This window comes from Acetobacter oeni (assembly GCF_011516825.1).
Lineage (GTDB): Bacteria > Pseudomonadota > Alphaproteobacteria > Acetobacterales > Acetobacteraceae > Acetobacter > Acetobacter oeni.
In genome coordinates this window covers 139,991-165,605 of the sequence record NZ_WOTA01000004.1, presented here as the reverse complement: position 1 = coordinate 165,605, position 25,615 = coordinate 139,991, and the positions used below count along the sequence as shown (strand labels likewise).

The following is a 25,615-nucleotide window of genomic DNA, read 5'->3' as shown; positions in this document are numbered from 1 at the left end:
AAAAACGGTAGTTTACCGCAGAGTGACAATTATTTCTTCGGCACATCCCGAAGTGAAACGGAATGAAACACGATCTGCACAACGGTCGATTCCTGTTTTATACATGCACCATGGAGCAAACACCGCATATACTGGTCATCGATGACGATCGTGAAATTCGTGATCTTCTGTCGAAATTTCTTGAGCGCAATCAGATGCGGGTTACCAGTGCCCGTGACGGGCGCGAGGCACGCCGCGTATGGAGTCAGGGGCATTACCACCTTGTCGTGCTCGATCTCATGCTTCCCGGCGAATCGGGGCTTGATGTCGCGCGCTGGCTGCGATCCCAGACCAATATTCCGATCATCATGCTCACCGCGATGGGCGATGACACGGACCGGATCATCGGGCTGGAGCTTGGCGCCGATGATTATGTGGCAAAGCCGTTCAATCCCAGGGAGCTTCTGGCGCGTATCCGCGCGGTGTTGCGGCGGGCCACGGAGACCCAGGAGCAGGGCAACGGTGAGGTTCGCGAGATTATCTTTGCCGGCTGGACGCTGGAGATTGCCCGCAGGCGACTGTTGAATCCCGAGGGCGTGGAAGTGCCTCTGACGGGTGGTGAATACGATCTGCTCCTTGCTCTGCTGGAGCGTGCGAACCGTGTGCTGACGCGTGACATGCTGCTGGATCTGCTGCGCGGACGTCAGGCCGGGCCGTTTGACCGGGCGATTGACGTTGCTGTCAGCCGTCTGCGCCGGAAGCTGGAGGATGACGGTCGGAACGCGCAACTCATCAAGACGGTTCGCGGCGGCGGTTATGTTCTGGCGGCGGATGTCGAGCGCCGCTGAGGTTTTTTCATATATCTGTCCTGTGACAGCCGGCCTTTGTGGTCTGAGGCACTGAAATCGTCATGAAACGTCTCTCAGACTGGCTTGTCCGGCACTCGCCCCTGCCCTCTTCTCTTGTGGCGCGCACGAGCCTTCTGCTCATTGTCGGTTTTGCCTTGCTCGAGATCGTCGGACTGACGATCGAGACGCTGGATCGCATTGCATTTGATGATCGGCTGGCCTCTCACCAGGCGGTGACGCATGCCATCATGGCTTACCGGACGGTGGCTGAAACCAGCCCGGAAGACCGGGTAAGCGCGGTCGATGATCTGCAACTGCCTGCGAATTTTAACGTAACGCTCGCCTCCAGACCTGATCCGGATATGACACTGGAAGTATCGGCGGCCGATTTTCGCCGGCTGCTTTTCATTCCGGGAGGATTTCCCGGAGGACAGGGTGGCAATCCGGGTTTTCCGGATGGCGGAGGGCCGCCGCATGGACCTGACGATATGGGTGGCCCGGGGATGTTTCATGGCGGGCCGCCTTCTGCTTTTTCGATGCGTGATCACGGGCCGGATGAAGGTCGTTCGCCGGATCAGGGGGGGCCGCATCCGGCTTTTCAGGGTCAGCAATGTGATCCCAGAGTGGACGGGCACCGTTTTCCGGTGCTTCCTTCACGCTGGCGTCCGCAACGTGTGTTTACGGTGCCTGACCGGCACACACGAAGGCAGGGTATCGCGTTGCTTCTGCCCAATGATACGCGCTGGCTTGTCATTCATTATCGTCTTCCGGTTCCGACGCCGTTCAGTTCGCCGGCTTTTCCCATTGCGTTCGGCCTGATGACGGCGGGCGGCTGTATTCTCATTTTGTGGGGTATGCGGCGAATGATTGCGCCTGTGGGCACGCTGGCCGCCGCCGCCGAGGCTTTTGTGCCTGACGCGGGTACGCCGCCGCTGCCGCAGAACGGGCCGACAGAGATCGCGCGGGCCGCGGCGGCCTTTAACGCCATGGCGGATCGCGTCGGGCGGTTTGTTTCGGAGCGGACCCATCTGCTGACGGCGATCGGGCATGATCTGCGCACGCCGATTACGCGGCTGAAACTTCGTGCCGAGTTTATTGAAGATGATGAGATGCGGGAGAAGGTTCTCACGGATCTGAACGAGCTTTCGGCGATGGTGGAATCGACGCTTGCTTTCGGACGTGACAGTTCGACCCGCGAGGCGATGACGGCGCTTGATCTGACGGCCCTGCTGGCCACTGTTGTCGATGATGTCGGGGAAAGTCGTCCTGCCGATGCGGACAAAATCATTCTGGCCGGTGATCCTCCGCCGGTGATTATCAGAGGCCGGCCGCTTGCCCTGAAACGCGCTTTTACCAACGTCGTGAACAACGCGATCATTTATGGCGGGAGTGCGACGGTCACGGTTTCAAAACCGGAAGACGGACATGTGGTGGTCCTTGTTGAGGATGAGGGGCCGGGATTGCTGCCTGAGGACCTTGAGAGGATGTTTGAGCCGTTTGTCCGGGCGGAGGAAAGCCGGAATCGCGAGACTGGCGGCACGGGTCTGGGGCTGTCGATTACCCGGACGATCATTCTGGGTCAGGGTGGCGATGTGAAGCTTTACAACCGGGTGCCGCACGGGCTGGCGGTCAGAGTGATACTGGTCGCGTAAAATCCCGTCTTTGGGTTTAACGTCGCCAGACGGGGTCTTTCATGGCGTCGACAAAGGCGGCGTGCGCTGCCAGCGCGGTTTCATCCGGAACGATGAGGATTGGTCTGCGCGGTGTTTCCTGTCGTTTGTAGCGGACGGACTGGAGGGTGTCTTCGCCGTCTTCGCCGCCGAGGCCGAGGCCGTGCTGACGGCCTCCCATCAGTTCGATATAGACTTCGGACAGGAGTTTGCAGTCGAGCAGCGCGTTGTGTGTCGTGCGCTCGGAGAGGTCGATGCCGTAACGCCGGCAGAGGGCGTCGAGGTTGTTGGGCATGCCGGGGAACCGGTCGCGGGCCAGCAGGAGGGTATCGACCTTGCGTTCGTCGTCGAGCGGCGGTTTTCCAATGCGGTCCAGTTCCGCGTTGATGAAGCCGAAATCGAAGGTTGCGTTATGGGCAATCAGTTCGTCATTGCCGATAAAGGCCAGAAAATCGTCCGCGATTTCGGCGAATTTCGGTTTTCCTTCCAGATCTTCCCGGGTGAAGCCGTGGACGCGGGCGGCCTCGGGCGGGACGTCCCGCTCGGGATCGATCAGAACGTGGAAGGCGCGCCCGGTCGGGAGATCGCCCAGCAGTTCTAGGGCGGCGATTTCGATGATGCGGTCGCCTCCGGTGGCTTCCAGACCGGTTGTTTCCGTATCGAAAAGGACTGACCGTTTCATAATTGTGTTTCCTTTTCTCTGGTGTTGTCTGACCGCAGCTGCCGGATGAGCGCCCTCACCTGCGCGCGGGTATCGGCCATGGACAGTCCGGTGCGGATGACGACATCTGCCCGTCGGCGCTTTTCGCAGTCCGGCATCTGAAGCGCAATCATGCGGGCGGCTTCGGTCCTGCTCATGCTGCGGCGCTGCGCGATCCGTCTGACCTGAGTGGCATGTGGAGCCGAGACGACGGCCACACGGTTGCAGCGGCGGTCAGTGCCGGTTTCGAACAGGAGCGGCACGTCGATGACGGCCCAGTGCACGCCCCTGTAACGGCATCGGCGCAGGAAGCGGTCACGGGCGGCGAACACCATGGGATGAAGTATTTTCTCCAGTGAGCGGATCAGAGACGGATCGGCCATGATGGCCTGGCGTAATGCCGTTCGGCTGAGGCTGGCGCCCGAAGGGTGTTTCCGTAATCCGGGGTCTGTGCCGGGGATAAGCGCGGATGGGATCAGGTGGCCTACGGCCTGCACCGCCTCTCCGCCCGGGCCTTGCAGGCGATGGACTTCGGCATCCGAATCAAAGACAGGGAAGCCGGCCTGTTTCAGCATACGGGCGACGGTTGTTTTGCCCATCCCGATGCCGCCGGTCAGGCCGAGGATTTTCATGGGCAGGTCAGGCGCGGCACTTCAGGGCGTCCGAGACGTAATCAATGGTTGCGGCATCGACCGTGGTTTCGGTGCCGAACCAGGCGCGGAAGCCCGGGCGGGCCTGATGGAGGAGCATACCGAGGCCGCCGACCGCGACCAGTCCGCGTTGGGTGGCCGCTTTTAGCAGCGGGGTCTCGCGCGGGATGTAGACGATATCGCAGACAACGAGATTTTCAGACGCATGGGCGAGATCCGGCATCCATGCGGTATCCGGGCCACCGGACATGCCGAGCGATGTGGTGTTGACAAGCAGGGAGATGTCGCCGGAAACGCTCTCCGGGGTTGCCCAGGGCTGGACAGACAGGTCTGGCGCGCTGTTGCCGGTGTGTTCCTCCCATGCCTGGGAGAGGTCTTTGACCAGGGCGTGGGCACGGGGTTCCGTCCGGTTGCTGATGATGACGGAAAAACCCTGTTCCAGCAGGGCTGTTGCAATGGATCGCGCGGCGCCGCCGGCTCCGAACAGGAGGGCCGGGCCTTGCTGTCTGAGATGCGTGAGATCGACGCCATCTGCTGTCAGACTTTCGAGGAAGCCGAAACCATCCGTGGAGGAGCCCTGAATGCGTCCGTCCTCGCTGAAGACAAGCGTGTTCACGGAACCGGAGAGGCGGGCCGCGAGGTCAGGCTCATCGACGAGTGCGAAGGCGGCTTCCTTGTGCGGGATCGTGACGTTTGCGCCTCGGAAACCGGCGGCCTGGAGGCCACGCACGGCGATGGCGAACTGCTCCGGGCGGACGGGGAGCGGAACATAGGCGCCGTCGATATTCCGCTGTTCGAGCCAGTAATTGTGCAGGACGGGCGACAGGGAGTGAGAGACCGGGTGACCGAGGACGCCGGCGAGTTTTGCCTGACCGGTTATTCTGCCCCTTTTCACGGCTGGCTCTCCTGATCGGGGTGTTTTCCGTACTGAGTGTGGTAGCGGGCGCGGGCCTCGTTCAGGGCTTTTGCGAGCCGGCTGGCCCATTCGGCCTGTCCGGCTTCCGATGCGATCAGATCCTGACGGATTTCCAGCTCGACATGGGGGATGCGCCGGCGTTCACCATGCACGGGGACGGTGTAGTCGCTGGTATCGGTCAGCTCATAGGGTTCGTTGTCGCCGGTTACGAGTCCCTCTTCGAGCAGTATGTCGATGAGCAGCCGTCCGAATCTCGGATCATGATTGTGCAGCACGCCTGCCTGCCAGGGACGCTTCAGGCCGTGCATTTCCGGGGTGAAGCTGTGTAATGCCACGAGAAATGTTTCGAGACCGGCCTCCGTGCGCCGGTCGAGTTCCTCGCCGATGCGGGTGTGATAGGGCTCGAAAATTTCCAGGGTTCTCATGGAGGCGGCCCCGGCTGGCAGATCGGCGTTGGCCGGAACCGGGGTGCCATCGCTGACGGTGACGATGGCCGTGGGATGGCCCGGTGCGCGGTTACAGTCGATGACGAGGCGGGAATAGGTCTGTTCGATCAGCAATGCGCCGAGTTGCCGGGCCAGAAGCCGGCCCAGGCCGTCGATGCCGATATCCCATCCGATGTGGCGGGAGAGGTCCTTCTCCGGGACGCCGAGAGTTGCCAGCGCGGTCGGGATGGCGCGCCCGGCGTGGTCACTGACCAGCAGAAACGGTGACTGAGAACCGGCGCTGCCATGGACGCGAACGGGTTCCGGGTCTCCTGCACGAAGGAGCGTCGTCGGCTCGTTGTGTTTGCTTCCGGTCGTTGTCATCCTGTTCTCTCGCCTGACGCACGTGTGACCCGGCACATTTATGTGACGGTCGTGATTTTAGTCCTGACCGGAGTCACATAGTTGGCGACCGGTATCAAGGCTGTTTGTCGTGATTTGAGACTGTGCCCGGGCGCATGGCCGTTAAGCTGTTGCTTATCCGTGCCGGTTCCGTACAAATATCATAATCGTAACGATCTGGTGGAACCACGCCGGTCCCCTGCTCGTTAAAACTGTGCTCCGTGCATCGGGAAATGTTCCCGTTGTCCCGTTCATGATCCGGGGGACCTTTCGGAACTTACTGAATATCGTCTCTTTCCGCCGTCTGGATCGGCAGGATGATTTTGGGGACGCAGGGAGACATAATTTATGGAAATTCGCGCCGGTTACGACATTTCAATTGAATTTCTGGCACCGACGCCGCTTATCCTGATGCTTGATATCCGTCCGGAACGGGAGCCGGATCTTATTACGCCGCAACGCCCTGTTTTTGAGCCTCTGGTTCCGGTGCAGCGTTATATCGACGGATTTGGCAATCGCTGCACGAGGCTTGTGGCACCGGCCGGCGTGTTTCGCACATCGGCTGAATTCACTGTTTATGACAGCGGCAGGCATGAGCGGCACGTCTATGACGCACGGCAGACTCCGGTTCAGGATCTGCCGTCCGATGTTCTCGTTTTTCTGCTTGGCAGCCGCTATTGCGAGACGGATCTTCTTTCAGAGTTTGCCTGGTCGATATTCGGCAATACGCCGCATGGCTGGGCGCGGGTGCAGTCGATTGTGGACTATGTGCACAATCACCTCACATTCAGTTATGCCAATGCGCGAAACACCCGGACGGCGTGGGAAGGCTGGAATGAGCGCATCGGCGTGTGTCGGGACTTTGCTCATCTTGCGGTGACGCTTTGCCGCTGCATGAACATTCCGGCGCGATACTGCACGGGGTATCTGGGGGATATTGGCGTCCCTCTCCTGCCTGACCCGATGGATTTTTCCGCATGGTTCGAAGTCTGGCTGGATGGTAACTGGTATACGTTTGATGCCCGTCATAATGTGCCGCGTATCGGACGTATTGTGATTGCGCGCGGGCGTGACGCGGCGGATGTTGCGATTTCGACGTCGTTTGGTCCGCATCTTCTGACGTCTTTTAACGTCACGACTTATGAGATCACCTGAAGATCTTCGGATTCCAGGGTTTTTTTCGATACCCGGACAGGGCTCTCGTGCTGTCCGGGTATCGCTTTGTCAGACTGAATGCCAGGAAGGCAGGACAGTCTTATAAGGCGTGTCGAACTGATGAATGACGCGGTCAAAAACGTCGCTACGGTAAATTCTGATTGAATCCGGAGATTTAACGCCCTCGTAAGAGCGATGTATTCTGCGGCTGAGCGCCCGGTTGAAGACACCGGGGCCGGTTTTGTACGCGATGAACAGGCCGGTATGCAGATAGCAGTTTCTGTAGAGGGACAGCAGGCAGTCTGCGCCCACGGTGCTGTTTGCTATCGTTCCGTAAAAATCGTTATGGACGACACAGTTATTTGTCAGGACGATAACATTCTGATCGGTCTGCGTTGCCAGGAAGTTCACGGCCGCGGTGTCGCGGACGCGGATATCGGCATCAAGCCACCAGCCTCCGTACATCTGGGTCACATGCACGCGTAAAAAATCCGCGGCTTCCGCCGGGTGCCGTGCTCCGAGAAACAGGGAGCGGGCTTCGATGCCGTAGTTATCGTACAGCCATTCGGCAGCTTCGTGCTTATCGAAAATTCTGCATTCAAAACCTTCGATATTCTTATGGTAATCGAAGTTATTCCGGATTTCTTCCGGCGGGTTCTGATCCCAGTACATGAACAGGCGGCGCGGGATGCGTTTATCCGAGACGGGAGAGGCAGAAAACAGGTCGAGGGAAGAGTTCAGGGCTATTTCGAGGAGAACGGCGTCGATTTCCTCTCCGGTATGAAATTCTTCGTAGGCGTTGCCGATTCTGGCTATGGCACCTTTGAAATCCTGCCGGTGCCAGGCGAGTTCGACGCCCTCGATATAATTTGCGAGCGGGATATTGAGCGAGCGGAGAATATCGACTTCACGCTGCGGCGGGGTTGTGCCGCTTTTCAGCAGGCAGAGCAGCCGGGCCTGCAGGAGTGAGTGCGGCATCGGGTAGGCGGAGTTACTTTCCGAATGGAGGCGGAAAGCCAGGCCGTAGATGGAGGCGGCCTCCCGGACGTATTTGTCCGTGTGGAGGATATTCGCAATGGCGAAGGCATCGTGAAGCGTGCTGGCGCCGTGCTGCTGATAATAGTTCAGAGCGCCCGGATCGGCTTCGATCTGCCGGATGTCGTATTCCGTGACGGTTTTCGGGCCTGTTTCGATATCAGGTTCTTCCGCAACCAGCGTGTCGCTCATGGATATGCTCTCCCCGTTACATCACTCATATTCTCCATCTTTCGAGTATGAGCCTTTATTTTGCGTTTATCTGACTATATTCCGGACCGGCGTAATAATGGAATTGCCTCTGTATTCCGTTCAGAATTCCGACAACAACAATAATTCAGCAGATCCTTTTTATGAATTATTAACGTCGACATTCTTTGTTGCCGGATAACCCTCGCAGCTTCAGTTATTCTTTGCTGAATAACCGATGGCTCCCCGGGGAGCAAGGCAGGAGACAGCGCGTTTCTGACCGGGATTTTGCTTTCGAAACGGAACCAGGCAGGCTTTCAGAATCTCATGACGGATAATGACAGTGTCTCCTGGCTGCCGGGTGCCTGCCGTTCGTGACAGGCCTCCGCCGGGCATGAATTTTTTATGCGGTGGCGAGTGATTCATGCGACGCCAGCAGCTTTCCGCTCAGGCTGTCCACTTCCTGCAGGACGACCCTGTAGCCCCAGAGATCGGCCAGTCCTTTCAGGGTCATTTTCATATCATTCTCGGCCAGTAACTGCCCCTGTCGTGTCCGGTGTTCGAGGCGCAACGTGCGGTCCCCGTAGATATCGACATCGACCACTTCGATTTCGGCGTACCAGGCCGAGGGATCGTAGGAGGCCGCGACGGTGCGGCGGATATCCCGGTAGCCCGCCTCGTCATGAATGGCATCGACGAGCAGATAGGGGTCGCGCGTGTCATCGAGCAGACGGAACATCCGGAAGTCCCGCATGACGCGGGGCGAGAGGAACTGAAGCACGAAGCTTTCGTCACGGTATTCCGCCCATGCGTGCCGGAGCGTGCCGAGAGGGTCGTTGTTGCCGGCGATATCGGGACTCCAGCGCCGGTCTTCCTCTGTCGGGTCCGAGCAGATCCGCGCGATGTCCTTCATCATAGCAAAGCCGAGTGCGTAAGGATTGAAGCTGGTCGAGCCCTGATCGTAGCCGAACTGGGCGATGACGTTGGTTGTGGAGTGGATGGTCTCCATATACGCGGCGTCGTCGATGCGCCCCAGTTCGTGCAGGCGGGTCATGATACGGTCGTGGACCCAGGTGGCGCAGCCTTCGTTCATCAGTTTGAGCTGGGGCTGCGGGTAGAAATACTGGGCGATGAGACGGACGATGCGGATGACTTCGCGTTCCCACGGGGCCAGGCGCGGGGCATGTTTTTCCAGGAAATAGAGGATATTTTCTTCGGGCAGGCCGAATTTTCGCCTGAGGGCGCTTTTCTCTCCGTTCGCCAGAGGTTCCGGGTCGCTGACGGGCGGAAGGGTGCGCCAGAGATCGTTGAAGGACTGATCTTCCCAGGCGCGTCTTTCCCGTGCGCGTTCCTGTTCGCCGTGCAGATCGATACGTCGGGAGCCGCTGTGACGGTTGACGCCCTGCCCCTGGAGGGCATGGGCGGCATCGAGAACACGCTCGACGGCTTCCTGGCCATAGGTTTCCTCGCAGCGGGAAATATAGCCGCGGGCAAATTCGAGATAGTTCAGGATCTGGGACGGGTCGGTCCATTCCTGAAAAAGCCGGTTGTTTTTGAAAAAATGATTGTGACCGAAGGCGGCATGAGCGATCACCAGCGCCTGCATGGTGGCGCTGTTTTCCTCCATCAGATAGCTGATGCAGGGATTGGAGTTGATGACGACCTCATAGGCGAGGCCCATCAGGCCACGACGATAGGCATTTTCGTGGCCGGCAAAACGCTTGCCGTAAGACCAGTGACTGTAGCTGACGGGCATACCGTTGGTTGTGTAGACGTCGAGCATCTGTTCGGAGGTGATGACTTCGATGCGGTTGGGGAAAACGTTGAGCCCGAGTTCTTTTTCCGCGATTTCCCCGATCGCGGCGTAGCAGTCCCGGATGATGTGGAAGTTCCAGTCAGCACCCTGATAGAGAAGACCTTTTCCCGCCTGGACGGAGGCGCCTGTCATTGCAGATCCTGTCATACCCTGCCCGCCTTTTCTGCTGTTCTGCGTGCGAAAAGCTCACGAAAGACCGGGAAAATTTCCTTGCGGTCGCTGACCTGCCGGATAGCGAGCTGGGACTGACGTTCTGCAATTTCGCGATAAACACGCCAGAGATCTGTATCTCCGCGGATCACGGCGCCGGACCCCATGACTTCGATATAGGCGTAATACTGCACCAGCGGCAGAATTTCGGATTCAAGCAGTTCTGCCGTTCGGGGCGTATCGGACGGAGAATTGTCGCCATCGGACGCCTGAGCGACGTAGATGTTCCACTGCTGCACCGGATAGCGCGCGCGCTGGACCCGCAGCATTTCGGTCAGGGCGGTGGAGACGACGGTGCCTCCGGTGCGGGGATCTGTGAAGAACGTTTCTTCGTCCACCTCTTCAGCCGTTTCGGCGTGACGAATGAAGACGACGTCCAGGGTTTTGTAGCGTTTTTCAAGAAAAACATGGAGCAGCAGGAAAAACTGTTTGGCCAGGTCCTTCATCCGTTCCGTCATTGAGCCGGACACGTCCATGATGCAGAACATCACGGCACGGGTTGAAGGCTTCGGAGTGGGAGCGAACCGCCGGTAACGCAGATCGACCGGATCGACCCAGGGAATACGGTTCAGCCGTTGCCGCATGGCGCGACGCCGTTCGCGCAGGGCTTCCAGTTCTTCCGCATCCGCGTCCAGGAGAGGGCGGGTATCTTCCAGTTCGGCGATCCGGGCTTCGATTTCCTTCAGTTCAGTCGGTTTGGGGCGACCGAGTCCGATGCGACGCGCCATCGAGTAACGCATGGTCCGGCCCATATCGAGCTGCGACGGAGAGCCATCGTTACTCAGGCCCGCGCGGCTTGGTGCCGTGGTTTCGGTGGCTGCGATTTCGCGTTTCACCAGATCGGGAAGTTCGAGATCTCCGAAGAAAAGATCAAGGAACTCATCGCGGGAAAGCAGGAAACGGTAGCTGTCCTCTCCGCCGCCTTCATCGCTGGCCTGACCGCTTCCGCCGCCACCGCTGCCTTCGCCTCCGCCGGGCGGGCGCCGCAGGCGGTCTCCCCGTGAAAACTCGTGGTTGCCGGAGAGAACGATGTGGCGCTCACCGGTGCTGAACACACGATGAAATCCGGGTTCGTGCAGTGCATCCGCCGGGATGGAGACCGCGTTCCCCTGCCCTGCCTCGCGGAGTTTTCCGTTTGCTACGGCTTCGCGCACGGCTTCCTGGACTGCATCGCGTGCTCTTCCCAGAGCACGTCTGCGGTTTTCAAGATTTTTGCCATGCGGATTTGAGCGTCTGTCAATAATGTCCAAAGCGCGACACCTCAGGCTTCTGGTGTTCGTTTATGCGGACTGTTTCACGCGCATATACCATTCAACGAGTCTGCGGACCTGACGTTCCGTATAGCCTCGCTCCATCATGCGCTCGACAAAGTCATCATGTTTGCGCTCGGTTTCTCCGTCCTTTTTCGAACCGAAGCTGATGACGGGAAGCAGATCTTCCACCTGGCTGAACATCCGTTTTTCGATGACATCGCGAATTTTCTCGTACGAGGTCCATGAGGGGTTATGGCCCCCGTTATTCGCGCGGGCACGAAGAGAGAACTTGACGACTTCGTTGCGGAAATCCTTCGGATTTGCGATTCCGGCGGGTTTTTCGATTTTGGTCAGTTCCGCATTCAGCAGATCACGGTTCAGCATCTGCCCTGTATCGGGGTCCTTGAAATCCTGATCCTCGATCCAGGCATCGGCATAATCGAGATAGCGATCAAACAGATTCTGGCCGTAATCGTTATAGCTCTCCAGATAGGCTTTCTGAATCTCATGCCCGAGAAACTCGGCATAACGACCTGCCAGTTCGGTTTTCAGGACAGCGAGATAGTTTGCCTCGACTTCCGGAGGAAACTGTTCACGCCGGACGGCCTGCTCGAGCACGTACATGAGATGGACCGGGTCGGCTGAGACCTCGGCGGAATCGTGGTTGAACGTCGCCGACAGGATTTTATAGGCGAAGCGGGTTGAAATACCGTCCATGCCTTCATCGACACCGGCGGAATCACGATACTCCTGCATTGTCCGGGCTTTGGGGTCGGTTTCGCGGATATTTTCGCCGTCATAGACCCGCAGTTTTGCATACTGGGTGGAGTTGGGGTGCGGTTTCAGGCGCGACAGCACGGCAAAGCGGGCCAGCATGTCCATGGTGTTTGGCGCAAGCGCCGCGTCTTTCAGGGCTGAACCCGCGATCAGCTTTTCGTAGATTTTGGCTTCTTCGGTGACGCGCAGGCAGTAAGGTACCTTGATCACGCAGACGCGGTCGAGGAAGGCTTCGTTGGTGCGGTTGTTGCGGAAGCTCTGCCACTCGGCTTCGTTTGAGTGCGCCAGGATGACGCCTGTGAACGGGATCGAACCGATATTTTCCGTGCCGACATAGTTGCCTTCCTGGGTTGCGGTCAGGAGCGGATGCAGCATTTTGATCGGTGCTTTGAACATCTCGACAAATTCGAGGATGCCCTGGTTGGCGCGGTTCAGCCCGCCCGAGAAGCTGTAGGCATCCGGGTCGCTCTGGCTGAAATGTTCGAGCTGACGGATATCGACCTTACCGACAAGAGCCGAGACATCCTGATTGTTGTCATCGCCCGGTTCGGTCTTGGCGATGGCGATCTGTTTCAGCTTTGACGGATGGAGTTTTACGACGGAGAAGCGGGAGATATCGCCGTCGAACTCTTCCAGCCGTTTCAGAGCCCAGGGACTTGCGATGCCTGTCAGCACCCGGCGCGGGATGCCGTAATCGCGCTCCAGGGCGGCGCTCATGGTGACGGGATCGAACAGGCCGAGCGGGCTTTCGAAGACCGGGCTGAGATGGCGGCCGGCTTTGAGCACATAAACAGGTTCGCGTTCCATGAGTGTTTTAAGACGTTCGCCGAGGGACGATTTACCGCCTCCGACGGGGCCGAGCAGGTAGAGGATCTGCTTTCGTTCCTCGAGACCCTGGGCGGCGTGGCGGAAAAAGCCCACGATCTGCTCGACCGTTTCCTCCATGCCGTAGAAGTCTTCGAAGGCGGGATAGATCCGCATTGTGCGGTTCATGAAAATACGTGAAAGGCGCGGATCACGGGATGTATCGACGAGGACGGGCTCACCGATGGATTTCAGCATCCGCTCGGCGGCGCTGGCGTAGCAGGACGGGCTGGCGCGGCAGGCTTCAAGATACTCCGCAAGGCTCATTTCAGTCTCGCGATGCCGGTCACGCATCGCGGTTGCCAGGGAAAAGACGTCAGAGACGGAAGCCATCAATACGATTCTCCGAAAATATTAGCAGTCTGTCAGACGGTATATTCTGTGGTCTCCCTGCATCCGGACGGAGGCAAACGGTGCGTATTTTTCTCTGAGTCTGCCTGTCCCCTGAATGTGCCAGGTCTGAAATATGCGGAGAGCCCGCACCGAACTATGAAAGAAACAGCCTGATGGCACATTAAGGCTTGCCTTTCCGGAAGAAAACGGGCAAACAGCGCGGTTCAAGTGAACCCGATGCAAGCAGGCTATCGAAGTTCCAATGGCGATTTCAAGAGAAATCGCATTTCCTGTTTGTTCGAAACAGGGTTTTCACTAATATTTTCTTTTTTTAATCAGCCGCTTCGTGTCGAAGCCGGCCTGATTCTCGTCACAGGAAAAAGCCCTGTCCGGAAAATCCGGATTTCGTCATGGGCTTGTCCGCGCAGCGGCGCACAGTGCCGGGTGATGTGGCAGAATCGGGGATGCGGATTTAACGCGCCAGACTGCCGGAAGTCTGAAATTTCAGTCCGTCGTAAGCGGGTTCCACATTTGCCGGCAGGGTACGTTTCATCGTGGCCCAGTCCATGGCTGGGCCCATATGGGTCAGAATAGTCCTTCGGGCACCGATCCGCTGAACCCATTCGAGAACCCGGTCCAGCCAGGCATGAGCCGAATGGGGCTTGTACTGCAGACAATCGACCATCCATGTATCGACGCCGTTGAGGAGTTCGAGGGTTTCGTCGGACAGAGCGACGACATCGGTGCAGTAGGCAAAGCCGCCGCAGCGGAAACCGAGCGATGTGATGCGGCCATGGTCCTGTTCGAAAACGTCGAGCGCGAGTCCCGCAGTATGGAGCCGTTCACCGGGCAGAATGGTCCTGGCCTCGACGCCGGGACGGAAAAAGTCTTTTTCGGTCCAGGGGCGGAATGCGTAATCGAAGCGGGCTCTGATGTCGGTCAACGTATCGCCTGTCCCGTAGGCCGGAATCGGATGTTTCAGTGCCCAGTTGAAAGGACGAACATCGTCGAGGCCCGCGATATGGTCGGCATGGGAGTGGGTGTAGAAAATGGCGTCGGCACAGGCGATGCCGTTTGCAATTAACTGCTCGCGAAGATCGGGACCGGTATCGACCAGCAGGCGTTGTCCGTCCGGCGCCTGAATGACAATGGAAGCACGTGAGCGACGGTTGCGCGGCTCGTGCGGGTCACACGCGCCCCACTCCCCTCGTCCGTCCGGGCCACCGATCTGCGGCACGCCGGAAGAGCCGCCGCAGCCAAGCACGGTGACTTCCAGCATTCCGTTTGACACAGCGTTCATTGGTTTTTCTTACGCGGCTTTTGTGAACAGGCGGTGGAAGTTGGCGGTTGTCATCTCCGCGAACGCCGCCGGTTCGAGGCCGTGCAGGTCCGCGACAACGCCGGCAGTGTAGGCGGTGTAGCCCGGTTCATTCCGTTTGCCCCGGCGCGGAACCGGCGCGAGAAAAGGCGAGTCTGTTTCCACGAGCAGGCGATCTTTCGGCACGCTGGCGGCGATTTCACGCAGTTCTGTGGAACGCGGGAAGGTCACAATGCCGGAAAAGCTGAGATAGCCACCGAGTTCCAGCGCTGCTTTTGCCAGATCGGGGCCGGAGGCAAAGCAGTGCAGCAGGAACGGGAACGCGCCGCGTTCTTCCGTTTCTTCCGTCAGGATCGCGGCGATGTCTTCGTCGGCCTGACGGGCGTGGATGGCGAGTGGCAGGCCGGTCAGTCTTGCGGCGTGGATATGAGCGCGGAAGCTGGCCTGCTGTGTCGGACGAATCTCTTCGGCGCCGTGAAAGTAGTCCAGTCCTGATTCGCCGATGGCGATTACTTCCGGTTCTTCCGTAAGCGCCGCGATGGTTTCAGCTTCCGGGATGCCTTCTTCGTCCACATGATCGGGGTGGGTGCCGATTGCGCACCAGATCGCAAGATCCGGTCGCGCATATTTCGTCAGGGCCTTCTGTTCGGTCTGACGTGACAGTCGTGTGCCGATGGTGACCATGCCGTCCAGGCCGAATTCGCGGGCGCGGTCGAGCAGAGCCGGCATTTCTTCGGTGGAGAAGTGATCAAGATGGCAGTGGGTGTCGATCAGTCCGGTCATTTTGCGGTCTCCGCTTCCGGTTCGACGAAGCGGGGGAAAATGCCTTCCGGTTTCGGTAAGGCACGGCCTGCCGGGAGTGGTGTATCCAGAGCGGCGAAATGTCGTTCGCCGGGTTCGACGCCGAGCTGGGTCAGCATGCGGTCCATGCTGCCGGGCATATAGGGCTGAAGCACGGTGGCGATGATGCGCAGGGCGTCCGCCAGAACACGCAGGACGGCGGCCATCCGCTCGGGATCGGTCTTTTTGAGAGCCCAGGGGGCCTGATGATCGATATAGGCATTGCAGGCACGGATCAGCTTCCAGACTTCCTCAAGCGCCTCGGTCAGCGCCACGCGGCTGATCTGCTGTGTCATGATGTCGGGCAGGAGCGAGGCCTGGGCCAGCAGGTGATTATCTTCTGCGGTGCGGGCGCCCTGTGCCGGGAGTGCGCCGCCGCAGTTACGGGCGATGAGCGACAGTGTGCGCTGGCCGAGATTGCCGAGATCGTTGGCGAGTTCGACGTTCATGCGGTTGATCAGCGAACGGCGGGAAAGATCGGAATCGCCGCCGAACGGGACTTCGCGGATGAGGAAGAAGCGGACGGGATCGAGGCCGAATTCAGCGACGAGATCGCGCGGGTCGATGACGTTGCCGACCGACTTGCTCATCTTCTCGCCTTCGACGGTCCACCAGCCGTTGGAGAAAATTCTGGCGGGCACGTCGATGCCGGCGGCCATGAGGAAAGCGGGCCAGTAGACGGCGTGGAAGCGGGCGATATCCTTGCCGACCATGTGCAGATTCGCGGGCCAGAAAGCCATGCGCGGGGCATTCTGATCGGGGTAGCCGAGGGCGGTCAGGTAGTTGGCCAGGGCATCGAACCAGACATACATCACATGGTCGGAATCGCCGGGGACCGGGACACCCCAGCGGAAGCTGGTGCGGCTGACGGAGAGGTCGCGCAGGCCCTGCTTAACGAAGCTGACGATTTCGTTGCGGCTGCCGGCGGGACCGATGAATTCGGGGTGCGTTTCGTAGAGTTCGAGCAGGCGGTCCTGGTAGGCGGAGAGTTTGAAGAAGTAGGATGGCTCCTGCATCCATTCGACAGGCGCGCCTGTCGGGGCGACTTTGGTGCCGTCGGGGCGGGTGGTGATTTCGTCCTCGCTATAGAAGGCTTCGTCACGCAGGGCGTACCAGCCTTCGTACGCGCCGAGGTAGATATCGCCGTTGGCCGCGACTTTTTCCCACAGGGCCTGGGCGCCGGCTTTGTGACGGGGATCGGTGGTGCGGATGAAGTCGTCGTAGGAGATGTTCATCGCGTCCGCGACGGAGCGGAAATCGGCTGAGATGCGATCGGTGAAGGCCTGGGGGGCCTCGCCCGCGGCCTGCGCGGCCTGCTCGACTTTCTGGCCGTGCTCATCCGTTCCGGTCAGGAAGAAGACGTCTTTCCCGGAGAGCCGGTTGAAACGGGCGACGATATCGGCGGCGATCGAGGTGTAGGCATGCCCGATATGGGGGGCGCCGTTCACGTAGTAGATGGGGGTTGTGACGTAGAAGCGGCCGGTCATATCGCGCGTGGTATCCCTGGTAGCGGTGTCGGTCATCATGATGCTAGCAAGGATAGCACAGCCGGGGCGGGATGCCTGCCCCATGACGGGAGAGTTTTGTGCGCCGGGGGCAGCGGCGGGGGTATGGGGTGTGGTGTCGCAGATGCTGATCTATCGCTATTGGCGCATTGGGCGTATGAACATCAGTTCGTCTGGATGAAGGATCGGGAAGACGATCGTTCACCGGGATATTTCCATTTTGCCAGAGGTGGGTCAGTCCGTCCGCGTGCTCCTCGTTTCCGGTCGGGGAGCCCGTAAAGGAGACTTTTGTTGTCCGGGACCGGCTGATCCGACATTATTATATAAAGGCGTTCGCGGCATGTCCCTCATAACGTCTGGCCGGGTTCTTCCTGAACCGGCGCGCTCCCGAAGGGGGCGAAAGATCGTCCGTTTCAATCATAACCCGTTGTTGAACCGAAGGGTCTTTTCCTGATGACCGACAGATGTAAGGTTCTGATGATCTTCCCGCTCTTCAACGCGGGTTCGTTCTGGAACTACAGGGAGGCCTGTGAGCTTGCGGGTGCGCGCTATCCGGCGGCGCCGCTTGGTCTGATTACCGTTGCCGCTCTGCTTCCGGAGAGCTGGGAGATCAGGCTGATCAATCGCAACACAGAGCTTCTGACGGATGAAGATTTTGAGTGGGCCGATCTGGTGATGACCGGAGGGATGCTGCCTCAGCGGAACGATGCTCTGCATCTCATCGAAATGTGCCGTGCCTGTGACAAGCCGGTGGCGGTCGGAGGGCCGGATGTGACATCCACCCCGGCTTTCTACAGCGCCGCGAATTTTCAGGTGCTTGGGGAGGCCGAGGAGATCATGGGCGATTTCGTCTCTGTCTGGCGCAGTGGCGCGCGGCAGGGTGTTTTCGAGGCGCCTATGGGAAAGACGGACGTTACGAAGAGTCCCCTGCCCCGCTTCGATCTGCTGAAGCTGGATCAGTATCTGCATGTTGGCATTCAGTTCTCGCGCGGGTGTCCGTTCAGCTGTGAGTTCTGCGACATTATCGAGCTGTATGGCCGGGTGCCGCGGACCAAGACGAACGGGCAGGTGCTGGCTGAGCTTGATGCCCTGTATGCTCTTGGTTATCGCGGGCATGTGGATTTTGTTGACGACAATCTGATCGGCAACAAAAAGGCGCTCAAGAAATTTCTGCCGGAGCTGAAGAGCTGGCAGAACAGGAATAAATTTCCGTTTGAGTTTTCCACCGAGGCGTCGGTCAATCTTGCTGACGATGATGACCTTCTGCGTTCCCTGGCTGAGACGAATTTCTTCGCAGTGTTTGTCGGGATTGAGAGTCCGGATACGGATACTCTTGTCATGGCGCAGAAGAAGCAGAATACACGGCGCAGTCTGCAACAGAGCATCGCTAAAATTCACGGCGCCGGGATTTTCGTGAATGCAGGCTTTATTGTCGGGTTTGACAGTGAAAAGGGCCATGTTGCCGCTGGTATGATCGAATGTATCGAGGATACGTCGATTCCGGTTTGTATGGTCGGGCTGCTTTATGCGCTGCCGACGACGCAACTTACGCGGCGTCTGCTGGCGGAGGGGCGTCTTTTCTCCGGCGGCGAGCAGACGCAGTCGGGGGATCAGTGCACTGCCGGGCTGAACTTCGAGACGAAGCGGCCGCGTCGCGATGTGCTGAGTGACTACAGGACGGTGCTGGAAGCGATTTATGAGCCGGCCGCTTATTTCGGCCGTGTGCGCCGGCTGGGGCGGATGCTGAAACGTGAGAGAGCCCATCGGATGATCCGGGGTGATCTTCGCAGTTTCGTCCGGCTGCTTTTTCGTATTCACCGGGCCGGCCCCGGGGCGGGGGGGCAGTTCTGGCGCATGCTTCTGGACTGTGCCGTGCATAATCCGAAAGCGTTGCCTTATGTGGTGATGGTCAGCGCGCTGTATCTGCATCTCGGGCCGTTTGCGCGACAGGTTGTCGGGGAGATTGACCGGGAGATCAGTGACGTGGATTCCGGGCGCTGGCAGGCGCCTCCGGTCGAACGGCCTGTGGAGGCAGAGCTTCTGGCTGTCTGATCGCGGCTGCGGAAAAGCGGCTGGCGGAAAAAGCAGACCTGTGTCGGGATCGGGCCGCTATGCGTGAGCGGTTCCGGCGACGGACATGGCTTCGATCATGGCTTCCTGTTTATCGAGATTGAACTGTTCGGTCTGCTTGCGGATGGTCATCACCTTTTCCCAGGCTTCGGCGAGTTTTACGCTCCGGGACAGGTCCGGGGGGGGGATGCCGCGGGTTGTCTGAACCATGGCGCTGCCGAGCAGGGTGAAGAACAGGTCGAAGCCGGTATCGCTGCGGCCGATGGCGTCGGCGACGTTGAGCATACGGGCGGTGGTCATGCCTTTGATCGCTTCGTGGGCGATGGCGTCGATTGTACCGCCTGTGTCGGCGAGCAGGGTCATGGCGCGGCCGGGTGAGCCCTGTGCGAGGGGAACGACGCGCGCGAGTTCTTCGGGGGATGTTTCAGGGGCCGTGCGGGTGAGGACGGCGTGGATTTCAGCGTTGCTCAGGGGGGCGACCGGGAGGCTTCTGACGCGGCTGCGGATGGTGGGCAGCAGCATGCCGGGTGTGGCGCAGGTGAGCAGGAGGATGGCGCGGGCGGGCGGTTCTTCGAGGACTTTCAGCAATGCGTTGGCGGCGTTGCGGTTCATGGCTTCGGCGGTGTCGATGATGACGACGCGCCAGCCGCCTTCCGCGGCGGTGCGGTGCATGAAGGCGTTGATGGGGCGGATTTCGTCGGCGACGATTTCGTTTCGGAATTTCTGGCGTTTTTCGTCGAAGGTTCGGCCGATGGCCAGGAGGTCCGGGTGGGAACCGGCGGTGATCTGCCGGGCGGCGGGGGTGGTCGGATCTTCGGCGTTGAGCAGGCTGCGGGCCATGCGGAACGCGAGGGGAGCTTTTCCGATTCCTTCCGGGCCGGTGAGCAGCCAGGCGTGATGCAGGCGACCCGATGCGGCGGCACGACGGAAGGTGGCGAATTCGATGTCGTGGCCGATGACATCGAGGGAAGCGCGGCGCGCGGTGTCGAGCGGGGTGACAGCGGTGGTTTCGGGTTCGGTCGTGGCGGAGCGGGCGCCGCCTTTACGCGGGGCCATCAGTCAGCGGGCTTTCAGGAAGGCTTCGATCCGGGACACGACCTGGTTTGTGATGGTCTCGACCCCGGAGGTTTCCGATGAGACACGGATGAAGCGGGCCGGCTCCTCCCGGGCGATGGCCTCGAATCCCTGGGCGACCCGGGCGTGGAAGGCCATATCGGCGCTTTCGTAGCGGTCGGTGGCGCCTGGCGCGGGCCGTGCGGCGTCGTTGACGGCGGTGCGGGCCGTGATTCGTTTGCGGCCTGTTTCCAGGCCGACCTCGAACAGGATGGTGAGGTCGGGGGTGAGGCCGGTCAGATTACGGAGCGAATGAATGAGGGCCAGCAGGTCCGGATCGCCGTTACCGCGACCGTAGCCCTGATAGGCCATGGTTGAATCGAAAAACCGGTCGCACAGGACGATTTTTCCGGCGGCGAGTGCCGGGCGGATCACGCGGTCCACATGGTCACAGCGGGCGGCGAAATGGGTCATGATTTCGGCGCGGGCGGACAGGTCGTGCTCACCGAAGAGGAGGAGATCGCGCAGGGCTTCGGCGCCGGGTGAGCCGCCGGGCTCACGGGTGGCGATGACGTCGTGACCCAGCTCTCTGAGGCGGGGGGCCACGGCGCGGAGCTGGGTGGACTTTCCGGCGCCCTCACCGCCTTCGAAGGTGATGAACGCGCCGCTCGGGGAAAGGCGTGTCATGCGCGTGCTCCGCTTGTGTTCTTATGCCCAGCCATCGCGGAGACGAATGGATTTGTTGATAACCAACGGGTCGTTTTCAAAAATCTCCGGCCTCTGACGGGTTTCAGTGATGTTTCATGCCGAGGCGCGCGGCGATACGGCCCCCGAAGCCGAGTTTTGCCACGGCGTTTCCGGCCTGTACGGCGACGGTCATGGTGCGGTCAGCCGGGGGTGCCGGTGGCGCGGGAGGCATGACGGCCGGAGGCTGGCCGGGGGCAACGGGCGCGACAGGCGGCAGAGGCGGTGGAGCTATGTTTGCGGCCGGGGCTCCGGGGAGTGTGATGGTAAGCTGGCCGAGCGCCTGTCCTGCCGTGACGGGCGCCACGACGGGCGAGGCGTAATCGAGCGAGACGCGGACTTTCGACTGCCAGCCGTGAGGCAGGACGAGGGAGACATCCCGGGCCACGACGACGGGAACAGTCGGGGCCTCGCCCATCCAGACGGGGGCCTGATCCAGGACCTGGCCTTTTCTCACGATTGTTGCGAGTTCGAAATTGGCGAAGGACCAGGCGAGGAGGCGCTCTCCCTCGTGGGCGCGGACATTGGAGGAGGGCATGCCGTTCAGCGCCATGACGACCCGCCTGCCCTCGCGCTGTGACGAGGCGCAGAGGCCGAAGCCGCCTGCATCCGTGTGGCCGGTTTTCAGGCCGTCTGCGAGACCTTTATCGACCAGGACGTTGCGGTTGCCCTGGCTGATCTTGTTGAATTTGAACTCGGTCTCGGAAAAGAAATGGTAATATTGCGGGTAGTCGCGGATCAGGTGGACCGCAATCGTGGCGACGTCGCGGGCGGACATATAGTGCCCTTCCGCTGGCCAGCCGGTTGAATTCACGAAGTGCGAGTTCGTCATGCCGAGTTTTGCGGCTGTGTCGTTCATCAGTGCGACGAACTGTTCTTCCGAACCGGCGATGCCTTCCGCCAGCACGATGCAGGCGTCGTTGCCGGACTGGATCAGCATGCCCTGGATGAGTTCCTGCACGGCGATGCTTTCGCCGAGGGGCACGAACATTTTAGAGCCCTGCATCCGCCAGGCGCGCTCGCTGACCGGCAGCATCTGGTCGAGTTTCAGGCGTCCGGCCTGAAGCATGGCGAAGACGACGTAGGCGGTCATCATCTTGGTCAGCGAGGAGGGCGGCATCCGCTCGTCAGCGGCTTTTTCGAGCAGGACCATGCCGCTGGCGAAATCGACGATGCAGGCCCAGCGCGCGACCGTATCCACCGGACCGATGGGCGTGGTGGCGGGTGACGCGGCGGAGGCTGCTGAATCGGCGCCGCCTTCGTCAGGGTTTGCGGCGGATGCTTTACGCGCCGCGTGATGACGTGGCCGCGCCAGCGCTGTTTCCGGCAGGGCAGTCCCGCTCAGAACACCAGCACCACCGGCAAAAGCGGCTGCGCCGCTGGCAAGAAGAATCCGTCGGGTCTGCACTTTGAATCCCTATTCGACGATGATCTGAGCACCCGTTAACCCGTCATTCAGGGCACGGTCCAGTGCTGCGTCCGCATCTTCCGCTCGCGTGAAGGGTCCGACGCGGACAACCCAGGCCGGTCCGTTGCTTTCGGAGGGGTGCCAGACCGTTCCTCCGGCGCGGGTTGCGGCCAGTGCGGCGTAGCGCCGTTCGGTGAAACGTCCGGCTTCCACCCACAGGGAACCGGGGGTTGCCCAGCCCTGGGTTACGGTGACCGGCAACGCCGGAAGCGCGGTCGGGGTGGACGATGCCGTGGTCCCTGCCCCGCCGGATGGGCTTGCGGTTGGGACGGCCGTGCGCTGTCCGGCCGAATCGAGGGTCTCCTGCCGGACGTCGGCCACGGGGGCCGCCTGCATGTCCAGCAGCGGGCCGCCGGGCAGGGTTTCGGCGTAGGTGCGGCTTGGCAGTTCCAGCTCGGTGATTTCGACCTGCGCGGGCTCGTGTGCGATGGCGAGCGCGGCGGCGGCCTGGGGTGTCAGGGAGACGAGTCTGCCGCGATTGGCCGGGCCGCGATCATTCAGGCGGATTGTGATGGTTCGGCCGTTTTCCATGTTCCGGACGGAGACCATGACCGGGAGCTGGAGGGTCGGGTGGGCGCCGGCCATGACCATCGGGTCGTAGAGTTCGCCATCGGCCGTGAGGCGTGGCGCTTGAGCCGGCGCGTCGATAACGGCGAGGCCTGTTTCCCTGTAGGCAAACTCCTGATGCGGGTAATGCCACACTCCGTTTGCGACCCAGGGCGCGCCGACTTCGTAATGCACATGCGGCAGCGGGGTCACGGCGGGGCCTGTGGGGTGGCAGCCCGCCAGTATCGCGGCGGGGACGACGCTGAGCCGTCGCCAGGCAATGGAGGTCATGTTGTCAGGCCGCCCATCAGGCCGACGCCGAGCGCGTAGTAATCGGAAGGGTTGTAGCGCCGGATCACGCTGAAGTTGTGATAGACCATGAAGGCCTGTCCGCCCGGTCCGTCGGGGCGGACGACGGCCCCTTCCACGTTGCTCCGGGTGAAAGAGGAGCCGTCATCGCGGCGGACGCCCGCCTGCATCCACTGTGCGAGGGTGCGTGTGTGTTCGCGGCCGAGTTCGGCCTGTGGCAGGGAATCCGGCACGCGGATTTCCTGGGCGGAGGGTTCGCCGGTGCGCCAGCCGGAGCGTGCGAGGTAGTTTGCAATCGACATCATCACGTCGGGGACGGATTTCCAGATATCCGCGCGGGGTGAGCCGTCGAAGGCTTTAGCGTATTGCAGGTAGGCGCTCGGCATGAACTGCGGCTGGCCCATGGCGCCGGCGTAGCTGCCGGTCATGCCTGCCGGGGTGATACGGCGTTCGTTGAGGATTTTCAGGGATTTCAGCAGTTCGGCGCGGAAGAATGCGGCGCGGCGACCGTCATAGGCCAGGGTGGCGAGGGCATCGACGACGTTGAAGCTGCCGGTCAGGCGACCGTAGAACGATTCGAGGCCCCAGATTCCCATGATGGGCTGACGCTCGACGCCTGAACGCGATTCGACCTGCGCCAGGGCGACTTCGTTTGCGGCCAGGGCGGCTTTGCCGGCGTCGATCTTTCCCTGGGAGATGACGCGGGTGCGATACTGGGCCCAGGTCAGAGTGAATTCCGGCTGATGACGGTCCAGCTTGAGGACTTTTGCGTTGGGCTCGCGGGTCAGGGCCAGAGCTTCGCTGACGATCTCGGCGGAGACGCCCTGCTCCGTGGCCTGGCTGCGGATTTCGGCGAGGAAGGAGGCGTAGCTGCCCGTGGTTTTTGTCGCGGCCGATGAGGAGGCTGGTTTTATCAGCATCGGACCGGCTCCGGTGAGAGCGAGACCACGAAGGGCGGTCCGACGACCGATCAGGCGAACCATTCTATGTCTCTCCCGGAACAACTGCGACTCTGAGGAATACGATTCTGAAGTCTCATTAGGGCTTTCCCGGACCGGCATCCAGAGGTCGGCTCAGGGGGCGGCTTTGCGTGGCGGGATGAGGTCTGTCCGGGAGCTTCAGTCGGGCCGGAGCCGGCGACGTTCCTCGATGCCGTACATGATGAAATGCTCGAACGGACCGAGATCCGCGTGCGCCACGTCCGGGTTGGCGGCCAGGTAGAGTCGCGAGTTGAAGTGCGGATTGGGGTTGCGCCCTTCCCTGTCGCCGCACTCGCGGAAATGCGTTGCGGGATCGATTCCGGACTGTGCGACATCGGGGTAGGTCCGCACGTACCAGTCACGGTCGAAATACAGGGCTTCCGTCGGAATCCCGCGTGCTTCCTCTTCCGAAAGCGGAGGCAGCGCCTGGACCCGGGTTTTGACGGGTTCGGGACGTGTTGCCGCGATGGCCTCGACTTCCGCGATCCGCACTTCCAGGGGGGCAAGATGGTATCCTGCCCGATTGGGACGGACGCCCAGCGCCGCCGGGGCCGGTCTGTTGGCGAAGGCGGCCCGGAGGGCGGTCAGCCTCTTGATGCCGGAAGCCGGCAGGCGGGGAAGGCTTTGTGCCATCTCTTCGATCGAGACCAGTTTCTCTTTCAAGATCTGCAATTCCGTTTCGCGGTCGGGGCAGTCTCTTTTCACGTTCCCGGTCCGGGAGATCCGGCGCGGGTTTCCGCTGTAAGAGGCCCGGTTGGGGCTGTTACGATCATTCTATCAGAGTGTTGTCTGACATGCGACCGCCGGCACTCAGACGCGCGGCGCGTGACCGCACCGCATGCACGGAATTGGAGATCGCGTCGGACCGTGCGAAGAGCAGCGCCATGTCTCTCACTTCGTCCGGGTCTCTGACTGCGTGGCTGACCGCTGCCGCGCATGATCCTTTCGCACAGGTTCTGGCCATTCTGCTTGGTACTTTCATTCTGGAAGACGGCGCGACCGCGCTGACGGCCATTGCGGTCGGGAGTGGTCTGGTGTCGATGGTGGTGGCTCTGCCTGCGCTTTACGTTGGTATTATTGTGGGCGATGCGGGGCTTTATGGCCTTGGACGGCTGGCGGCGCTGTGGCCTGCCGCCCGGCGCTGGGCGCCGGCTGCCACGCGCCGGGACGGCACGCCGGCGCCCCCGGCCGGGGGCTGGTGGACCGGGCCGGCGCTGTTTCGCGTTGTGTTCATCTGCCGGTTCATTCCGGGTACAAGGCTGCCCATTTACACGGCGTCCGGATTTTTCGGCGCGGGCTTCCGCGTTTTCATTCTGGCTACTGCTATTGCGACGCTGATCTGGACAACGGCGCTGTTTGCGCTATCGCTCCGTCTCGGTCAGGTTCTGCTCGACAGTCTGGGCGCCTGGCGGTGGGTCGGCATCGTTGGCTTTGTTATGTCAATTATTCTCGTCGGGCGTCATGTCGCCCGCATGCATTCCCGAAACTGACAGGTTCAGAACGACAATGGATCAGCTACAGAACACAGAGTCGCTTATGGCCGCCGGTGACAGCCTCTCT

Annotated in this window: 22 protein-coding genes and 1 pseudogene; 6 read left to right on the top strand and 17 right to left on the bottom strand. The window is 60.7% G+C overall.

What is annotated here, in order from left to right; all coding sequences use genetic code 11:
- Positions 1-110 precede the first annotated feature (110 nt).
- Both GOB90_RS04305 and GOB90_RS04300 read left to right on the top strand, forming a co-directional pair.
- Positions 111-827, top strand: coding sequence for a response regulator (locus GOB90_RS04305; RefSeq protein ID WP_146888052.1), 717 nt, complete (start codon positions 111-113; stop codon positions 825-827).
- A gap of 62 nt (positions 828-889) precedes the next feature.
- Complete coding sequence (locus GOB90_RS04300) at positions 890-2,479, top strand: sensor histidine kinase (protein ID WP_146888054.1); 1,590 nt, start codon at positions 890-892, stop codon at positions 2,477-2,479.
- Positions 2,480-2,495: 16 nt separating this feature from the next.
- On the opposite strand, the gene dnaQ is transcribed toward GOB90_RS04300, so the two are convergent.
- Genes dnaQ through GOB90_RS04280 form a run of 4 tightly spaced genes read right to left on the bottom strand, consistent with a single transcriptional unit; the run spans position 2,496 to position 5,572 of the window.
- Entirely contained in the window at positions 2,496-3,179 is a 684-nt protein-coding gene (gene dnaQ, locus GOB90_RS04295) for a DNA polymerase III subunit epsilon (RefSeq protein ID WP_146888056.1), read from the bottom strand.
- On the bottom strand, positions 3,176-3,829 hold the full coding sequence (gene coaE, locus GOB90_RS04290) for a dephospho-CoA kinase (RefSeq protein ID WP_146888058.1): 654 nt from the start codon (positions 3,827-3,829) through the stop codon (positions 3,176-3,178). Before coaE ends, dnaQ begins: the two co-directional genes overlap by 4 nt.
- 7 nt (positions 3,830-3,836) lie before the next feature.
- Positions 3,837-4,742 carry a shikimate dehydrogenase gene (locus GOB90_RS04285; RefSeq protein ID WP_146888060.1) on the bottom strand — a complete coding sequence of 302 codons (906 nt, stop codon included), beginning with the start codon at positions 4,740-4,742 and terminating at the stop codon, positions 3,837-3,839.
- Positions 4,739-5,572: an N-formylglutamate amidohydrolase gene (locus GOB90_RS04280; RefSeq protein WP_146888062.1), complete on the bottom strand. Its 834-nt coding sequence runs from the start codon at positions 5,570-5,572 to the stop codon at positions 4,739-4,741. Before GOB90_RS04280 ends, GOB90_RS04285 begins: the two co-directional genes overlap by 4 nt.
- Before the next feature lie 366 nt (positions 5,573-5,938).
- Between GOB90_RS04280 and GOB90_RS04275 the strand changes: the two genes are divergently transcribed.
- Positions 5,939-6,745 (top strand): transglutaminase-like domain-containing protein, encoded by an 807-nt coding sequence (locus GOB90_RS04275; RefSeq protein WP_146888064.1) that lies wholly within the window; start codon positions 5,939-5,941, stop codon positions 6,743-6,745.
- A 69-nt stretch (positions 6,746-6,814) separates the two neighbouring features.
- Here the strand turns inward: GOB90_RS04275 and GOB90_RS04270 are convergent, their stop codons facing one another.
- The 7 genes from GOB90_RS04270 to metG all read right to left on the bottom strand — a co-directional run bounded on the left by GOB90_RS04270 (position 6,815) and on the right by metG (position 16,867).
- Positions 6,815-7,972, bottom strand: a complete 1,158-nt coding sequence (locus tag GOB90_RS04270) for a glycosyltransferase family 32 protein (protein ID WP_194300839.1) — start codon at positions 7,970-7,972, stop codon at positions 6,815-6,817.
- Between the two features lie 400 nt (positions 7,973-8,372).
- A complete protein-coding gene (locus tag GOB90_RS04265; protein ID WP_242011779.1) occupies positions 8,373-9,932 on the bottom strand; it encodes a SpoVR family protein in 1,560 nt (519 codons plus the stop codon).
- Positions 9,929-11,245: a YeaH/YhbH family protein gene (locus GOB90_RS04260; protein WP_146888068.1), complete on the bottom strand. Its 1,317-nt coding sequence runs from the start codon at positions 11,243-11,245 to the stop codon at positions 9,929-9,931. Before GOB90_RS04260 ends, GOB90_RS04265 begins: the two co-directional genes overlap by 4 nt.
- A gap of 30 nt (positions 11,246-11,275) precedes the next feature.
- Positions 11,276-13,222, bottom strand: a complete 1,947-nt coding sequence (locus GOB90_RS04255) for a PrkA family serine protein kinase (protein WP_146888070.1) — start codon at positions 13,220-13,222, stop codon at positions 11,276-11,278.
- A gap of 472 nt (positions 13,223-13,694) precedes the next feature.
- Positions 13,695-14,498 carry an MBL fold metallo-hydrolase gene (locus GOB90_RS04250; RefSeq protein ID WP_173571923.1) on the bottom strand — a complete coding sequence of 268 codons (804 nt, stop codon included), beginning with the start codon at positions 14,496-14,498 and terminating at the stop codon, positions 13,695-13,697.
- A gap of 33 nt (positions 14,499-14,531) precedes the next feature.
- The gene (locus GOB90_RS04245) at positions 14,532-15,323 is read right to left on the bottom strand and encodes a TatD family hydrolase (protein WP_146888072.1); all 792 of its coding nucleotides are present in this window, start codon (positions 15,321-15,323) and stop codon (positions 14,532-14,534) included.
- The gene (metG, locus tag GOB90_RS04240; RefSeq protein ID WP_146888108.1) at positions 15,320-16,867 is read right to left on the bottom strand and encodes a methionine--tRNA ligase; all 1,548 of its coding nucleotides are present in this window, start codon (positions 16,865-16,867) and stop codon (positions 15,320-15,322) included. Before metG ends, GOB90_RS04245 begins: the two co-directional genes overlap by 4 nt.
- Before the next feature lie 471 nt (positions 16,868-17,338).
- Between metG and GOB90_RS19760 the strand changes: the two are divergent.
- Together GOB90_RS19760 and GOB90_RS19755 are read left to right on the top strand one after the other, a co-directional pair.
- Positions 17,339-18,322, top strand: a pseudogene (locus GOB90_RS19760) (B12-binding domain-containing radical SAM protein); the annotation flags it as partial.
- 33 nt (positions 18,323-18,355) lie between these two features.
- Entirely contained in the window at positions 18,356-18,937 is a 582-nt protein-coding gene (locus GOB90_RS19755; protein ID WP_375790356.1) for a DUF4070 domain-containing protein, read from the top strand.
- A gap of 57 nt (positions 18,938-18,994) precedes the next feature.
- Here GOB90_RS19755 and GOB90_RS04230 read toward each other — a convergent pair whose 3' ends face one another.
- The 6 genes from GOB90_RS04230 to GOB90_RS19095 form a co-directional block, all read right to left on the bottom strand.
- On the bottom strand, positions 18,995-20,011 hold the full coding sequence (locus GOB90_RS04230; protein WP_146888076.1) for a DNA polymerase III subunit delta': 1,017 nt from the start codon (positions 20,009-20,011) through the stop codon (positions 18,995-18,997).
- Between the two features lie 3 nt (positions 20,012-20,014).
- On the bottom strand, positions 20,015-20,695 hold the full coding sequence (gene tmk, locus GOB90_RS04225) for a dTMP kinase (RefSeq protein ID WP_146888078.1): 681 nt from the start codon (positions 20,693-20,695) through the stop codon (positions 20,015-20,017).
- Between the two features lie 103 nt (positions 20,696-20,798).
- Complete coding sequence (locus tag GOB90_RS04220; RefSeq protein ID WP_146888080.1) at positions 20,799-22,160, bottom strand: D-alanyl-D-alanine carboxypeptidase family protein; 1,362 nt, start codon at positions 22,158-22,160, stop codon at positions 20,799-20,801.
- 9 nt (positions 22,161-22,169) lie between these two features.
- Positions 22,170-23,057 (bottom strand): septal ring lytic transglycosylase RlpA family protein, encoded by an 888-nt coding sequence (locus GOB90_RS04215; protein ID WP_146888082.1) that lies wholly within the window; start codon positions 23,055-23,057, stop codon positions 22,170-22,172.
- The gene (locus tag GOB90_RS04210) at positions 23,054-24,049 is read right to left on the bottom strand and encodes a lytic murein transglycosylase (RefSeq protein ID WP_146888110.1); all 996 of its coding nucleotides are present in this window, start codon (positions 24,047-24,049) and stop codon (positions 23,054-23,056) included. Before GOB90_RS04210 ends, GOB90_RS04215 begins: the two co-directional genes overlap by 4 nt.
- Positions 24,050-24,193: 144 nt before the next feature.
- On the bottom strand, positions 24,194-24,718 hold the full coding sequence (locus GOB90_RS19095) for a hypothetical protein (protein ID WP_242011778.1): 525 nt from the start codon (positions 24,716-24,718) through the stop codon (positions 24,194-24,196).
- 221 nt (positions 24,719-24,939) lie between these two features.
- Here GOB90_RS19095 and GOB90_RS04200 point away from each other — a divergent pair, with 221 nt between their 5' ends.
- Positions 24,940-25,545, top strand: a complete 606-nt coding sequence (locus GOB90_RS04200; protein ID WP_173571917.1) for a DedA family protein — start codon at positions 24,940-24,942, stop codon at positions 25,543-25,545.
- Positions 25,546-25,615 lie beyond the last annotated feature (70 nt).